16 protein-coding genes are annotated in these 14,677 nt (G+C 41.5%); 3 read left to right on the forward strand and 13 right to left on the reverse strand.

Annotation, left to right across the window (positions count from 1 at the left end; translation table 11 throughout):
* Window positions 1-5: 5 nt before the first annotated feature.
* Together NSP_RS26510 and NSP_RS26515 are read right to left on the reverse strand one after the other, a co-directional pair.
* On the reverse strand, window positions 6-698 hold the full coding sequence (locus NSP_RS26510) for a transposase (RefSeq protein ID WP_006197213.1): 693 nt from the start codon (window positions 696-698) through the stop codon (window positions 6-8).
* Between the two features lie 15 nt (window positions 699-713).
* Window positions 714-1,148, reverse strand: coding sequence for a hypothetical protein (locus tag NSP_RS26515; RefSeq protein WP_006197214.1), 435 nt, complete (start codon window positions 1,146-1,148; stop codon window positions 714-716).
* A gap of 269 nt (window positions 1,149-1,417) precedes the next feature.
* Between NSP_RS26515 and NSP_RS09585 the strand changes: the two genes are divergently transcribed.
* Window positions 1,418-1,633 (forward strand): glycosyltransferase, encoded by a 216-nt coding sequence (locus NSP_RS09585; RefSeq protein WP_006197215.1) that lies wholly within the window; start codon window positions 1,418-1,420, stop codon window positions 1,631-1,633.
* A gap of 232 nt (window positions 1,634-1,865) precedes the next feature.
* On the opposite strand, the gene NSP_RS09590 is transcribed toward NSP_RS09585, so the two are convergent.
* The 11 genes from NSP_RS09590 to NSP_RS09640 form a co-directional block, all read right to left on the reverse strand.
* A complete protein-coding gene (locus tag NSP_RS09590; RefSeq protein WP_006197217.1) occupies window positions 1,866-2,528 on the reverse strand; it encodes a Na(+)/H(+) antiporter subunit B in 663 nt (220 codons plus the stop codon).
* Window positions 2,528-3,115 carry a DUF4040 domain-containing protein gene (locus NSP_RS09595; protein ID WP_006197218.1) on the reverse strand — a complete coding sequence of 196 codons (588 nt, stop codon included), beginning with the start codon at window positions 3,113-3,115 and terminating at the stop codon, window positions 2,528-2,530. Before NSP_RS09595 ends, NSP_RS09590 begins: the two co-directional genes overlap by 1 nt.
* Window positions 3,108-3,386: a monovalent cation/H(+) antiporter subunit G gene (locus NSP_RS09600; RefSeq protein ID WP_006197219.1), complete on the reverse strand. Its 279-nt coding sequence runs from the start codon at window positions 3,384-3,386 to the stop codon at window positions 3,108-3,110. Before NSP_RS09600 ends, NSP_RS09595 begins: the two co-directional genes overlap by 8 nt.
* Window positions 3,383-3,634 carry a hypothetical protein gene (locus NSP_RS09605; RefSeq protein WP_006197220.1) on the reverse strand — a complete coding sequence of 84 codons (252 nt, stop codon included), beginning with the start codon at window positions 3,632-3,634 and terminating at the stop codon, window positions 3,383-3,385. Before NSP_RS09605 ends, NSP_RS09600 begins: the two co-directional genes overlap by 4 nt.
* Window positions 3,631-4,020 carry a Na+/H+ antiporter subunit E gene (locus NSP_RS09610; protein ID WP_006197221.1) on the reverse strand — a complete coding sequence of 130 codons (390 nt, stop codon included), beginning with the start codon at window positions 4,018-4,020 and terminating at the stop codon, window positions 3,631-3,633. The genes NSP_RS09605 and NSP_RS09610 overlap by 4 nt, the downstream gene beginning before the upstream one ends.
* Window positions 4,017-5,444: a cation:proton antiporter gene (locus tag NSP_RS09615; RefSeq protein ID WP_006197222.1), complete on the reverse strand. Its 1,428-nt coding sequence runs from the start codon at window positions 5,442-5,444 to the stop codon at window positions 4,017-4,019. Before NSP_RS09615 ends, NSP_RS09610 begins: the two co-directional genes overlap by 4 nt.
* The gene (locus NSP_RS09620; protein ID WP_006197223.1) at window positions 5,441-5,776 is read right to left on the reverse strand and encodes a cation:proton antiporter subunit C; all 336 of its coding nucleotides are present in this window, start codon (window positions 5,774-5,776) and stop codon (window positions 5,441-5,443) included. The genes NSP_RS09615 and NSP_RS09620 overlap by 4 nt, the downstream gene beginning before the upstream one ends.
* A gap of 222 nt (window positions 5,777-5,998) precedes the next feature.
* Window positions 5,999-7,387, reverse strand: coding sequence for a cation:proton antiporter (locus tag NSP_RS09625; protein ID WP_006197224.1), 1,389 nt, complete (start codon window positions 7,385-7,387; stop codon window positions 5,999-6,001).
* A 92-nt stretch (window positions 7,388-7,479) separates the two neighbouring features.
* A complete protein-coding gene (bicA, locus tag NSP_RS09630) occupies window positions 7,480-9,159 on the reverse strand; it encodes a bicarbonate transporter BicA (RefSeq protein WP_006197225.1) in 1,680 nt (559 codons plus the stop codon).
* A gap of 657 nt (window positions 9,160-9,816) precedes the next feature.
* Entirely contained in the window at window positions 9,817-11,313 is a 1,497-nt protein-coding gene (locus NSP_RS09635) for a pentapeptide repeat-containing protein (RefSeq protein WP_006197226.1), read from the reverse strand.
* Window positions 11,314-11,634: 321 nt separating this feature from the next.
* Window positions 11,635-12,384: a pentapeptide repeat-containing protein gene (locus NSP_RS09640; RefSeq protein WP_006197227.1), complete on the reverse strand. Its 750-nt coding sequence runs from the start codon at window positions 12,382-12,384 to the stop codon at window positions 11,635-11,637.
* A 347-nt stretch (window positions 12,385-12,731) separates the two neighbouring features.
* Between NSP_RS09640 and NSP_RS09645 the strand changes: the two genes are divergently transcribed.
* Window positions 12,732-13,943: an FAD-dependent oxidoreductase gene (locus tag NSP_RS09645; protein ID WP_006197228.1), complete on the forward strand. Its 1,212-nt coding sequence runs from the start codon at window positions 12,732-12,734 to the stop codon at window positions 13,941-13,943.
* A gap of 70 nt (window positions 13,944-14,013) precedes the next feature.
* Complete coding sequence (locus NSP_RS09650) at window positions 14,014-14,661, forward strand: histidine phosphatase family protein (protein ID WP_006197229.1); 648 nt, start codon at window positions 14,014-14,016, stop codon at window positions 14,659-14,661.
* The last annotated feature ends 16 nt before the right edge of the window (window positions 14,662-14,677 follow it).

A 14,677-nucleotide genomic window follows, 5' to 3' on the forward strand; every position in this document is an offset into this window, starting at 1 on the left:
AGAAGTTAAAGAGGCTGCTGTATAAGCATCATAGCCATCACCCCCTGCTGATAAAATGCCTGCTTATTGCGAACGGCAGCCATCATTTCCAAGACCAAATCCTGACACCCATTCAGCGAAATTATCCAATTGTATCCGTATAAGCCTATCCAGAAAGCACTATGTCTTTTTCTGTTTCTGTTCAAATCACTTGGACGACAGACATAAGATTGTTGTCTAGAAAATTGAGTTTTTTGACCTTGTAACCATGCAGAAGTCATTGCTATAGCAATTAATAAAATCAGACGGACAAGCCTATCAGGAGAAGCTTGAGAACCTTCTAGATTATAGCCACCAGTTTTACAGTCTTTAAACATAGCCTCAATCCCAAAACGTTGACCATATATTTTGACAGTCGTTGATACATCTGTCAGATTAGTTGATAAATACCAAGGCTCTTTCTCTTGTTTGCCACGATATTTTCGTTTCCAATAAACTGCTAAATTACAACGACCAAACCCTTTATTTTGTGTGAGATTGACATCAGGATAAAATCGGCGGTCACCGGGAGAAAGTGGAATCGTATGTAGCGGTTGAAAATCTTGCCTTTTTTTCCGAAAAGTAGTGTCCTTTTTTTGTCGAAAAACATACTTTAAACCTTGACGGTGCAACCAACTGGCTAATTCAATCCCATGAAATTCTCTATCCCCAATCACCACTAATTGATAATGTTTCTAGAGCCGGATTACCGGGCGTAATACCTTTTGTTGTTCTTGCAGGTTACTGCAACCATCTTTGTTAAGTAAACACCAATATATTGGCAATGCCCTTTTTTGATAAATCACGCTCACCATCAAAATATTATTGTCTTTCCATTGGGTTCTATCCAGGGCAATAATCAATTGTGATTTGGGTTTGATTAGACGTGATAATATTTCTTCAATAATGGGAAACCATAGTAGCACTACACTCAACGCATTCGATTTGAGAAATCTTTGTAAGTGACGACGACGGCTATTTTGTTGTATTGGTAAAGGTATAGTAGCAGCCAATCTTTCTATTTTTACTTGTTTCTGACTTTGTAGCAACCATACCAGCATTTTTAGAGTAATTAATTGTGTACGGCTGAGGTACTTGGATAGGATTGGTTGATAGAATGAGGGTAACATTTATTTCGGGTCTTGTTAATTTGACGAGACCATTCTTTTTTACCATCAAACTGTCCCTCTTAATTAGCTGTCTAATAACCACATAGTATTGTCAATAAGAACCGTTTTTTTTGAGAGGGTCTGTTACTTCAATCCCTCTGGGAGTAATACTTTTACCATTTTTGTCGCCCCCTCAAGATGGAAAGTTCACGCAGAGTCGCAGAGGCGCGGAGAGATAATTTTTTCGCGTTATGCTTGACAAGGGCATTTTATTATTTTTGCTTGTATAAATGTCTCATGTTTCTATTGTTATTCCGACTTTAAATGAACAAACCAGCTTGAGGCGAACTTTACGCCAGCTGACTTTGCTAAATCCTCCAGCTTGGGAAATTTTAGTGGTGGATGGTGGTAGCTGTGATCAAACGGTGGCGATCGCTCACAACAGCTTAGAATTATTCAATGGGGCGGTAAATGTACAAGTCCTTCTAAAATCGTTGAAATCGTAAATGCGTTGTAGAGGTTAATCCATAATGCTAATTGTGCCGTAGTAGAAGAATTGGATTGCAGAGACAGATGTTTTTGGCTGGATAATCAATGAGCAACCGCAAGCGGTTGTTCTCGTTTCCAGGCAAGATAATTTACACGCCCCTGGTGGTCTACATCCTGACGCAGTAATTGATCCCAGGGTTCAAAATCAATCATAAAAGCGACAAACAGAATAAGTATAAATTTTAGCTCTCACAACAATCCGCGATAGTGAATAAAAATTAACATCACCGACCACGACCCCAACGCCACCTTGACTGCAACTAAGATATTCAGCAAAGGAATCACCCCACCACTGACAAGTGCGCCCAACTCTCCGTGGGGTAACTCAAATCCTGCCAAAGTTATCACTGCCAGTACAATAAAAATCAGCACTGAAACCTTTTCCCAGATAGCGGCATTCCAGCGCGTGTAAATCGCCTGCATCCACTCCGATGATGAGGTAATTGCAATCAGTCCGATGGCTGTACCGCCCGCTACCCCAGCCGCAAAACCACCGCCCGGACTCAGATGTCCTCGAATCGCCAGTTCAATCCCCACCAATGAGCAAATAGTCGCGCCCAGACGCGCCAAAATCATGGAGGGTTCATCTGTAAACTGATAGATAGTGCAGAACGGTCTTTCATCAGCCAGCAGAAAACGCGCACCCATGACTGCGATTGTAAATACTACTACTTCAAAGATAGTGTCATACAGCCGATTCCTGAGAATGATAGCTGTAACTGCATTGGGTACTCCACTATCTTCTACAATTGATGCCACAAGAGAGATATCCGATACATCTGGTGTTTGATTGGGCATAACCAGAAAGATCATGTAAAGCGCTATCCCTGCTGCAATGTAGACCCATTTCATTAATGCTTCTCCCCTGAATCTGGTGTATTTACATAAGTAACGATTGTTGCAGGTGACAAAAGTTCAGACTCCATGATGTCATATAGCCGTTGAACTCTAGTCGTCGTATGATAGATTTGTCTTTCTTCCCCAGATAGGGAGTTATTTTTATCACTCCTGACACAAGTCGCATGAACTTCTTTATCCATAAGTGCTTGCTGCAAAGCCTGAATATTCATGTATGGAACTAGCTCAAGACGCAGATAGTATTTGCTAAAAATTCGGCGTAAGTTTTCTAGTAGTTGCCCAAAATCACCTGGAGATTTTAAGTCTGCATCTACCTCCTGTGACTCGTCTTCCAGGACACCCAGACGCATTACCAAGGAAGAACGGACTGCGATCGCATATAGTGTAATTGCCAGCAAAGTCCCCATTAATGCTTGGGTTAAAGCCACATCCGCCGCCCCCAAAACTGCAAATACCAAGGCCGCCACAGCCCCCAGTATTCCCTGAACTACCAGGGCATTGTATGGATTGACCTGAAGTACCAGCATCAATGCAGATAACGGCAACAGTGCGGTAATTACATAAATATAGCTATCATTCATGGTTATCATCGCTACTAGAACAATATGCCAACACATAACCCAGGACTGTATTCCAGATCGCCAAGGAGATGATGCCGAGAACGAGTAGCGGCCATTCGCTGGGGATCTTCAGCAGTAGCCCGACAATGATACTCATAGATCCTAGAGTATCTGCAACCGAAAGACTATGCAGCTTGAATAATACCGAGCGATGACCCAGTAGGGGAAAAGTTCCCCAAAACCAGAAGAACAGACCTAAGCATAAGCAGGTATAACTCAACAAGTCAATCATAAATTACTCATACGTTTCAGTAGATGTGCTAATAACATTAATCCGGCATTACCCACACTGAGGATGATAATCCCCACAACACCAATCATCCAATCATCCCGTAACACGGAGACAATCAGGATCATAATTGATGTTTTGGTGGCAATACTGGCAAAAGCCAACATTTTTTGCCAAATATCATCATCTTGCCAAGCCTCATACATGGGTATGAGCAGGGCTAAAACCATTGCCAACAATACCAGATTCACGCTTTCCGCCTCCGTATCACCCGGTGTACTTCATACAACCCCTGTTCGTGATATTTCAAGACAATGGTCTTGGGCGTAAAAGTAATCAGGAATATATCTAGGAATATCAGCCCCGGTGTACGTTGAGGTTTGACTCGTTCCATGATCACATCTTCGTGGTTATGGGGACGCAAGATGATTTCAAATGCCTCAATATACGCCTGGGGAATGGCTACTATAACTTCACCCAGTACACGTAACCAATCCCTTAAAGCTTCTGGTACTTTTTGACGACCCGGTAATAGGAGGGCGACACTAACACCAATGATGATATTTGCCCAACTCAAATCAGAAGTGAGCAAAAACCAAATAGTTAGTCGCAATATCAGATTCAGATGTCCAATCATGCTAATACCATCCCCAACAGCAAAAGCAACATCAAACTCATTACTCCAATCAGATGTTCAAGTTGCTCAAGTACACGTGGTAAGTTGAAAACTAACCGTTGAAAAATTAAAAAATGTGCCAACCAGCCAATACCGATAATCGCTAATGATTTTGTGATATTTGCCACAGTGTACGCCTCGTAGTAAAGACTACTTGAAGCAATGAGCGCGCCTAGTAATAGGATCAGTGGTGGCCAAAAACCAGGTTTGACATCGCTTCCTTGTCCATGAGGTAGAAAGACGAATTTCGCATACACAATTGCCGTTCCTATAGCCCCAATATTCATTAACATAACTTGCCAAGGAAGAACATTTTCCAGCGTCAGCATCTTAGCCCCAAAGCCAACCAGTAACGGAAAACCCGATATTGAAAGACTACCCATAACAAGGGCAATCCACAGCGCATTATTAATTGGCCGATTTTGCAGTTCCTTAAAGTCTCGACTGGGTAAGTTACCTGCAATCAGGAAAAGCGTTGATTTTGCCAGTCCGTGGCCCAAGGCATAAAAACCTGCTACCTCCGGTGCAACGAGAAGCCAGCCTAGCTGAGAAATACTACTCAAGGCCAGCAAACGCTTCGTATCCTTTTCAAATAAGGCATAAACTACGCCCAGAAACGCTGTGGCTACTCCAAATATCCTGACAATGGGATCAATCTCTGGCACTAGCAAAGCACAGCGCACCAAGGGAAATACACCAGTTTTGACAACAACTCCTGATAGTAAGGCTGACACAGGCGTTTCTGATTCGGAGTGTGTCAAGGGTAGCCACAAACCTGATACAAATATTCCCCCTTTTGTCAAGAGTCCGACAAAGATTAAGGCGATCGCCTCCTTCGGTGCGTCAGCCAAACCTGTAAAAGCAAAGGAACCATTGGCCTCATAGACCAACACCGCGCCCACCAAATAAAACAGCATTGCTGTATTACTGACAAACATATAACGCAAGGCCACCCAAATCGAGCGATTGGTTCGGGAATAAGCAATCAAGAGAAACGCCGCAATCCCAATTACCTCTAACGCCACATATAAACTGATGAAATCCGCAGAGACAAAACCGGCGTTAACACTGCCATGCAGAATGATAATTTGTGTATAAAAGAAAGCCGTTTTATCAGTTCGCCAACAGTAGAGGATGACCGCAGTAGTTACCAGGGCATTTGTCAATATAAAGTAGCCACTCAATTGATCAACTACTAAGGTGACACCGAAGTTATCCAGTAAAGTTAGTGTCAACTGGGACTGGTTAAAAAATAGCGCCAACGCATATCCAGCCGAAACCAGGGTTACAAACAGGGCGAGGTATCGGTCAAGCTTGGGAAGCAGATAAATAACGAATCCCAAAAACAACGGTAGTGCGATCCATGCAATAGTAATGTTATTCATGGCGTGTTATTTTTCTCAATCACGTTGCTTTCCAAAGTGGGATTATCCCGTGCTAGCTTCATTACACCCACCAGCATTATGGCCTGAATCGAAAATCCGATCACAATTGCCGTCAATATCACCGCTTGGGGAACTGGGTCAGCATAAGCGGGATTTTCTCCATTGACAACAATCGGTGTAAAAAAGCCCTTTCGTGATGCAATCAGCACGTAATAGGCGATAACCCCCGTACTCATCACATCCATAGAGATAATCTTCATCACAAGATTCTTTTTCAGGATGATACCAAAAAATCCGCACAATATTGTGGCGAATATATATGCTTCTAACACGGGAATTACCTGTTGGGTAGTGGGATAAAATTAGCTATGAAAGCACGGTGTAAATAAACAGATTAGTCAAAAATCAAAAAGCCGACATAATCAACCTTTTGACTTTTGACTTTTGACCCCTTCGGGGTTCGCCAGTCGCTCATGGGGGAAACCCCCTTGGCGCTAGCCTCTACCTTTGGGAGAAGACCGCGCTGGCTCACTTTTGACCAACGCCTAGCGGTGCTAGCCTAATAAATTGGCTTTCTCTAAAGATTCTTTTTCTTTTGGCGATTGTTTAAACGCAAACCGCAATAAAGGCGGTGCTAAAAAGGTGGTTAAAATCACCATAATAATGATCGCCGCTTGTAATGGTTTATCAAGAGTACCACTAGCTGCACCAATTCCCGCAAATACTAACCCAACTTCACCACGGGGAATCATTCCTGCACCAACCGCTAACCGATTAATTCCTTCTTGGCCGAAAACTGACCAACCTGTGACAATTTTACCGATAATCGCTACCACAATTAAGAAGGTAGCAATAATTAATCCTTCGCGATTTTCTGGAATGAAAGGATTCAGAACGCCTAAATCAACTTTCGCGCCCACTGTCACAAAGAAAACTGGGACTAAAATATCCGCGATGGGTTTAACCTGCTCATCTAGTTCTTTGCGTTTATCTGTTTCATCCAAAACCAAGCCAGCCGCAAATGCGCCTAAAATAGCTTCTAAATGAATGGCATTACCCAAAAAGGCCATGAAGAAGGCAAAGATTAAAGCTGGGATAATTAAGTTTCCTCGCGTTTGCAATTTATTCGCAATGGCCACAAATGTTTGATTGAAATATTTGCCTAATAAAATCGCACCAATCAGAAAGACTGTAGCGCTGACAATCAGATAAATGACGTTGAGAATATCAATCTCACCAGTTTTAGCAAGACTCGCAACTACTGCCAAGACAATGATGCCTAAAATGTCATCAATGACTGCTGCACCGACAATAATTTGACCTTCACGAGATTTTAACTGCCCAATTTCTGACAAAACTTTAGAGGTAATACCAATACTAGTAGCTGTCAGTGCCGCACCAGCAAAAATCGCGGGAATAACTGGCACATTAAAGAGAAACATCAGTCCCGCAGTACCAGCAGCAAAAGGAACAGCTACCCCAACACAAGCAACAACTACCGCTTGAGAACCGACTTTCTGTAATTCTTTTAAGTCTGATTCTAGCCCAATTTCAAATAACAGAATAATCACACCTAGTTCTGCAAGAACGGAAACTATTTCACTCTGGCTTTGAAAAATTGATGTTACTGCTTCGGGACTGATGTTGTTAATAAATTGCAGGATAGTCATAATGATGGAGTCTGAAGCTGCTGCACCACTGTCAGGAAACACCACCAACTTTAGTGCTGAAGCCCCTACCACTACGCCACCAAGTAACTCGCCTAAAACGGGAGGCAAGTCGATCATTTTAGACAATTCACCGCCAATTTTACTGGCCAGATAAATGACTATTAAACTGAGTAATACACCAGCTAAGACAATAGGGGCATTTTCAGCTTCGTTGGTGGTTGCGAGTAAAGGATTTTGCCACACTGAGTTAAATATTAATTCTGAGAAAATCATGTGATCTGTCTATTGTGTTAATGAATTCTGCGGTGAGATTAAGTCCTTGGAGAAATACAAAATTAATAGTGAAATAGTGGGTAGTTCTCACCCTAGTCACTAGTAGCAGCAACATTGCGGATAAAAGCAGGATTAACTAAAGCCAAAGCTTGTTTAAGTGCTTCTGAACGATTCATAAAGAAATGATGTGAAGGTACGAATCTCTCAATGCCAAATTTTTCTAAGCGGCGTTTAACTTTACCAGCCGCACCAACAACTAATATTTGACGACCTTGCTCATAAGCATCTTGGATAGCATTTTCAATTGCTAAAGAAGCTGTCACACCCAACATAGGGACATCGCTGATATCTAAAATCAGCACATCAGAGTCTGCCATTGCTGCATGTTCACGCGCGATCGCTTTGGAAACTCCAAAGATCATTGGTCCACTCAAGTAGAATAATAGGACCCGTCCATTAGCTTGATCAAGTAATTGCTTCTCTTCATCGTTCAAGACAATGGCATCATCCGCATCGGTAATCGTCTTCACATCCTGAGCTTGTAACTGAGAAAGACTTTCGATAGTTAAGATGTTGGCAATGAAAACTCCCACGCCAACAGCAACAATCAAGTCAACAAATACGGTTAAGAACATGACACCGTACATAATTAGCGCACCCTTCAGGGATACCTTATGAGCGCGTTGCAAAAAGCTCCAGTCGAGAATGTCAATCCCCACCTTAAGCGCAATACCAGCCAATACTGCCATTGGAATAGGTTGAGTTAAAACAGCTGCCCACAAAACTACAACCAGTAAAATCAAAGCACGAGTCAAACCAGATACAGCCGTTCTCGCACCAGTCTGAATGTTAACTACCGTTCCCATAGTTGCACCAGCACCAGGGAGTCCACCACATAAACCAGATATGACGTTACCGATACCTTGACCAATTAATTCCTTATCAGATTTGTGTTCAGTACGAGTCAAACTATCTGCAATGACTGCTGTTAACAAGGTATCAATACAACCCAACATTCCCAACATTGCTGCATTAACGAGCATCACCGTGATTTGTGATGCATTGAAGGTAGGTATTTGTAATGTTGGCAGTCCCATTGGGATTTCGCCAATCCGTCTGATGTCAACATCCTTGAAAAATAGCAGGGAAACTATTGTTACTAATACTAATGCTACTAATTGTGGTGGGACAAGACGCTTGATTTTAGATGGCATTAAGAAAATAATTGCCAAGGTCATCACTCCCAAAGCTGTTTCCACAGGATTAATATTGGCGAACAGCTGGGGTAAATTTTGCACCGTTCCTAATACGCCACCTTTAGGACTGGATTGACCCAGAAAAGGAGCAATTTGCAGCAATACCAGGATGACTCCAATCCCAGACATGAAACCGGAAATTACGCTGTAGGGCATGAGGGTAATATATTTACCCAGCTTGAATACTCCCAATATAATTTGAAAGACCCCGGCTAGCATAACTACTGTAAATGCCATTGCCAAGCCATTTTCTGGGTTATTGGCGATCATGGAACTGACAATAGCAGTCATGACTACGGTCATCGGCCCGGTAGGTTCAGAAATCAGGGTTGGTGTCCCACCAAATAAGGCGGCGAAAAAGCCAACGCAAACAGCACCATAAAGACCAGCAGCAGGCCCAGCACCAGAGGCGGCTCCGAACGCTAACGCTAGGGGTAAGGAAACGATCGCGGCAGTTAAACCACCGAATAAATCGCCTCGTAAGTTTCTAAAATGGATAGTATTAGTGAATGACATTCTGGGATTGTGGTTACAAAAACAACAAAATCTAGATTTGTAAAAAATTGCCAGCTACTTTGAGTAAGTTTCATGTTTTATGGGAATGAAAAATCAAGCAAAGAAAACGTTAATTCTTGGCAAGGCAGCAGGCTATAGTGCCTTTCGACATGGCGAGTCGCTGAATACGAATCCCCAATAGAGAAGGCTGAGGTCAAAAACAGTTCAAAATGTTGACTAAAAAAACCTACATAAATAAATTGCAAGTTTTAGTTATCACCAAGTTTAATGCGGTTAAGAATAGCTTACAGCCTTATACGTCAATATTGTTAATTCACAAGCCTTAATATTAAATAAATATTAAATTGCTTTCATAGAGAAAAGGCTATACCTGTTAAGTAAGTCTGATTGCAATAATATGTAAAATAAGTAAACTTTATATTAAATCTTATGTCAAGATTTTTTTGACCAGGATATACAAAATCACCAATGTGCGATGGGCTATACCCCGCCATCGCTTGCGGTTGTTTTCTGATCCAGTCCAAACCATTGACCAGCCCCCGGGGATCAAGATACTGTCGCAGTAACTATGGCAGGGTTCAAAATCAAAGATAAATGGGAAAACCAGCATAAATATAAATGGTTAAGATGCACCCAAATTATTAATATTGCGGATAATCACCCTGATTGCCGCCAATTTAGTGGAGCTTCCAAATAATCAGGTAGACGAGTTGTGCGATCGCCTAGCGCCATCCTAATCTGTTGTAACTCGACATTTTTTGCCCCTGTCAAAATTGCCCCTTCCAGTTTGACATCACACAGGTTAGCATTCGATAAGTTAGCTCCCATGAGGTTAGTCTCACAAAGGTTAGCTTGAAAAAGACTAGCCTGATTCAGGTCTGAACCCATGAGATTGGCTCTATGTAAGTCAGCTTCAGCAAAACTGGCTTCCCTGAGATCGGCAAAAATTATTTCTGTTTGTTGCAATTTAGCCGCATTGAGATTAGCCCCATTCAGGTTAGCCCCATTCAGGTTAGCCCCATTCAGGTTGGCTCCAATCAGACCGGCAAATTGCAGATTGGCTTTACCCAGCTTCGCCCATTGCAAGTTAGCTAGAAACAACTTCGCTCCAGAGAGGTTAGCAACTTTCAAGACCGCCTGTTGCAAGTTGGCTTTATAAAGGTTAGCCCCAGAGAGGTTAGCTGCACGCAGACTTACTCCCAAAAGGTTGGCTCGTCGTAAATTAGCCCCGCAAAGGTTAGCGTGATTCAGGTTCGCCCAAGACAGGTTAGCTCGATTCAGGTTGGCTTTTTCGAGGTTGGCTGCATACAGGATAGAGCCAGTCAGTTGCGCCCCTTCGAGATTAGCCTTACACAGATGAGAACCACGCAAGTCGGCTCCACAAAGGTTAGAGCCACGCAAATCCGCTCTTTCTAGGTTGGCTTCGAGCAAGTCGGCTCGCCGGATATCGGTATTACGTAAATCCAGTTGGTGATTTTCCTCGTCTAGGAGAGAATTACGCCGTCCAATCACCGTCAGAGCTGCTTGAATATCCCGACGAATTTTTGGTAATACTTCGCCGGTGTTCACTTCCTCCTGCTGTGTCCGACGCACCCGGCTTTTGGGGCTACCCAAGTATATTGGCTGTAAATTTTCTAGCTTTTCTTGCTCTTCATCTGTCTGGATGGGAGCATTTTCCCGCACAAAAGCCGCGAGGATTTCCATGATTGTCCAGTGTTCTTGGGGAAAATCCTGTGCAACTCTTTCTAAAATATAAATTGCACCTGTTCGGGTTTCGATTTTTTCGTGTCCCAGCTGGTTAACCGCCCCCATAAAGCATTCTACAATCAGCTTCTCTTGACTGATTTGGGAATTTTGAATGCTAATTTCGTTGTTTTTTTCAGCCGCTAGCCTCCATTGCAAAAGCTCCGCTAACACATTTTTTTGCCTACCATCCGCACGCTTGGCTGAATAGTAAGCATTAATCAACACTGCCAATCCCATAAAAACTATGGCTGTGCTTGTTAATACATTATTTCTATATTGTATTCGTTGATCAACTGTCAATTCCTCAAGGTAAGACGATGCAAAAACAATCAGGGTCAGTGAGAGAAAAACTATAATTATTATAGCTATCAACCAACGCCAGAATTTGTCTGTTTTATAAGCAGACATAGCAGTAATATTCCTCACGACACAGAATTATTACTTAGAGTTTAGGAAAAATTAGTATATCATTTAGCAGAAATTTTGAATATGCCCCATAATCTCATATTTTGAACATATATCACAAGACTTAATTAGTACAGTTTTTATAGAGAATATTGTATTAATTATAACAGAATTTTAATGAATGAGATAGATTAATCAGGCGATCGCCTGAATGTGTCAAGCTATGGGTAAAGCCCCACCTCCAGCTATCGCACACCCTTTGAGTGTCGTCGGTTAAATATGCTTTATCCATCACTCTTGTAGAGACTCAAATGTCTGATCTTGTCATTCAAATTTGGCTTCTCGGAGATTTGCTCCTGTGAGTATGGCATCACCCAGAGTAGCTTTCTCTAGATTTGCTAAATATAAATTTGCGCTCTGCAAATTAGCACCCGCAAGATTAGCCCCACAGAGGTTAGCAGCACTGAGAATTGCTCCCGAAAGGTTAGCCCCAGAAAGATTAGCCCCACAGAGGTTAGCAGCACTGAGAATTGCTCCCGAAAGGTTAGCCCCAGAAAGGTTAGCCCCACAGAGATTAACTTGATAGAGATTTGTCAATTCTAAATTAGCCTGATGAAGATTAGCCCCTTTCATATCCGTGTGGCTCAAATCCAGTTGTTCGTCTAACTCGTCTTTATTAGTATCCCTTCTTCCAATTACCGTTAGCGCTGCTTGAATATCTCTAGGAATTCCTGGTGATGGATTATTGTTAAGCTCATCTCCATTCAGATCAGCAGCCTGATTTTGCACAAAATTAGTGAGAATCACCATGATTTCCCAATGATATTTCTGATAATTTTGAGAAAATTCCTCTAAATCATAAATTACTGCTAGTCTGTTCTCGATATTTTTATCATTTAGATTTTTTATTAGTGTAAATAAATGCTTTTCCCTGGGATTAAATGTAATATCTAATGCTTTTTCTTGAGCAAAACCTATCCCAAGGATGATTTTTTTTAATGATGTCTGATTACTTGTTAACTGCCCTTGTAATTGTCTTAATATTTTGGAGGTATTAATAATTGCTATCAACATACAGAAACTATTTTATCAAAATTAATCATTTATTTTATTGTGATGGCATAGAAAGATTTAATCATTAGTAAATTTAATGATTTTTAGGATTACAAATAATAGAAAATATCACAACTTGGTGGGCAAATATAAGTAAAAAAAAGTTATATATACATGAAAATTTACATAAACTAGTATAAGTTTATTCTGAGCAATCATGCTATTATTAGTAATAATTCTAGTATCGTTATCAAATTAAACTCATATTTAAAAATACCTTAAAATTAAGGATGAGGAGATACTAAAATTATCAATATTAGTATCAACTGCAATAGTTACTGAATTTGCCACAATAGCCTGATATACAGATGCCAAAAAATATCCAACCTATAATTAAAGATTTAGTGTTAATTGGTGGTGGACATAGCCATGCTATTGTATTGAAAATGTTTGGCATGAATCCTTTGCCTGGAATACGTTTGACCTTGATTACCCCAGCCTCAGATACACCCTACTCTGGGATGCTACCAGGACACATTGCGGGATTTTATAACCATGAAGAATGCCACATTGATTTACGAAAATTGGCTAACTTTGCCCAAGCACAGTTATATATTGATAGAGCCATCGGACTGGATTTGAAAAACCACAAAGTGATTTGTGCTAACCGTCCAGCCGTAAACTTTGATGTATTATCTATTGATATTGGCAGCACTCCAGCCACCATATCTGTATCGGGAGCCACCGAATATGCAATTGCAGCTAAACCAGTGCCAAAATTATTGCAACATTGGTATCAGCTACTAGAACGTGTAGCCAAAAATCCCCAAGAACCGATTAGTATCGCGATTGTAGGTGGTGGTGCTGGCGGTGTGGAGTTAGCACTGTCGATGCAAACTCATTTACATGGGATTTTGCAACAAAATCAGCAACCAATTCAAAATTTGCAAATTCATTTATTCCAGCGTCAGGAAAAACTGTTGCCTAATTATCATCATTCAGTGCAACATCAATTTCAGCAAATTTTAATTAAGCGTGGTATTAATTTACATTTAGGGGAAACAGTCTGCCAAATTGCACCACTATATAGCACATTAGCCAACAGAGAAACTAAAGAAATCTTGGAGATTAAATGTGAATCGGGGTTATTGGTAGAGTGTCATAAAATATTCTGGGTAACACAAGCATCTGCACCCCAATGGTTAAAAACCACAGGACTGGCTACTGATGAACAAGGATTTATTTTAGTAGAAGATACATTACAATCTCAAACTCACCCAGAGGTATTTGCTGCTGGTGATATTGCGACAATGGTAAATCACCCTCGTCCTAAAGCTGGGGTGTTTGCTGTGCGCCAAGGTAAGCCCTTGTTTGAAAATTTACAAAGGACTTTATTAGGTCAACCACTCAAACCCTACATACCACAGCAACAATATTTAAGTTTAATTGGTACTGGTGACAAACGGGCGATCGCTTCCAGAGGTGCTTTTACCACACCACCGCATCAACTCCTCTGGTGCTGGAAAGATTACATTGACCGCCGCTTTATGCAACAATTTAGCTCAAGGATGGGAGAGTAGTTCGCTACTGCCCACATTTATTTTGTGTAGCCCAAGGCTTTAGCCTGCGGGAAATATATCAAATTCTCTCATGAATCAAATAGTTTGGATTGCAAGACACGCTAACCGCCTCGATTTCGTCAACCCTGATTGGTTTCTCACCGCCCAAAGACGTTATGATCCACCCTTATCTGATGATGGTATAGTGCAAACACAGCAGTTAGCGAAACGTTTGCAAGCAGAAAAAATTGCTCATATTTTCGCTTCCCCATTTCTGCGAACTGTACAAACAGCCAACGCCGTTGCAGAAGTTTTAGATTTACCCATTAAACTAGAAACAGGTTTGAGTGAGTGGCTAAATCCAGACTGGATGACGGAAGAACCAGAAAGACTGTCAATTCCAGCCTTAGCAGAATTATTCCCCAGAATTGATACTAGCTATAAACCGCATATTGCTGCTCAATATCCGGAAACTCACGAAAAAGTGCGGGAACGTTCGGGACAAACTGCTAGATGCTTGGCTACTGAATGCTATCCTCAAAATATCTTGCTAGTAGCACATGGTGCATCTGTACTGGGGGCTGCAATGGGGCTAGTAGGGGACATTGCTAAAGCAGAAGTTAAAGCTTCTTTATGTTCCTTAGTAAAAGTAGTACGCCAAGGGCCTGAATGGTTGCTAGAACTAAAGGGAGATACTTCCCATTTGACCGAAATAGAGGAAGTGATTCGATTTGCTTAAATTAATAACTCGCTCC

It is taken from the genome of Nodularia spumigena CCY9414 (assembly GCF_000340565.2).
GTDB classification, from domain to species: domain Bacteria; phylum Cyanobacteriota; class Cyanobacteriia; order Cyanobacteriales; family Nostocaceae; genus Nodularia; species Nodularia spumigena.

Excerpts from the sequence above, each read along its gene's own strand:
- NSP_RS09635 (WP_006197226.1), bottom strand. The coding sequence starts at position 11,313 with ATGTCTGCTTATAAAACAGACAAATTCTGGCGTTGGTTGATAGCTATA.
- NSP_RS09590 (WP_006197217.1), bottom strand. The coding sequence starts at position 2,528 with ATGAAATGGGTCTACATTGCAGCAGGGATAGCGCTTTACATGATCTTT.
- NSP_RS26515 (WP_006197214.1), bottom strand. The coding sequence starts at position 1,148 with ATGTTACCCTCATTCTATCAACCAATCCTATCCAAGTACCTCAGCCGT.
- NSP_RS09615 (WP_006197222.1), bottom strand. The coding sequence starts at position 5,444 with ATGAATAACATTACTATTGCATGGATCGCACTACCGTTGTTTTTGGGA.
- NSP_RS09595 (WP_006197218.1), bottom strand. The coding sequence starts at position 3,115 with ATGAATGATAGCTATATTTATGTAATTACCGCACTGTTGCCGTTATCT.
- NSP_RS09610 (WP_006197221.1), bottom strand. The coding sequence starts at position 4,020 with ATGATTGGACATCTGAATCTGATATTGCGACTAACTATTTGGTTTTTG.
- NSP_RS09585 (WP_006197215.1), top strand. The coding sequence starts at position 1,418 with ATGTCTCATGTTTCTATTGTTATTCCGACTTTAAATGAACAAACCAGC.
- NSP_RS09625 (WP_006197224.1), bottom strand. The coding sequence starts at position 7,387 with ATGATTTTCTCAGAATTAATATTTAACTCAGTGTGGCAAAATCCTTTA.
- NSP_RS09650 (WP_006197229.1), top strand. The coding sequence starts at position 14,014 with ATGAATCAAATAGTTTGGATTGCAAGACACGCTAACCGCCTCGATTTC.
- NSP_RS09600 (WP_006197219.1), bottom strand. The coding sequence starts at position 3,386 with ATGATTGACTTGTTGAGTTATACCTGCTTATGCTTAGGTCTGTTCTTC.
- NSP_RS09640 (WP_006197227.1), bottom strand. The coding sequence starts at position 12,384 with ATGTTGATAGCAATTATTAATACCTCCAAAATATTAAGACAATTACAA.
- bicA (WP_006197225.1), bottom strand. The coding sequence starts at position 9,159 with ATGTCATTCACTAATACTATCCATTTTAGAAACTTACGAGGCGATTTA.
- NSP_RS09645 (WP_006197228.1), top strand. The coding sequence starts at position 12,732 with ATGCCAAAAAATATCCAACCTATAATTAAAGATTTAGTGTTAATTGGT.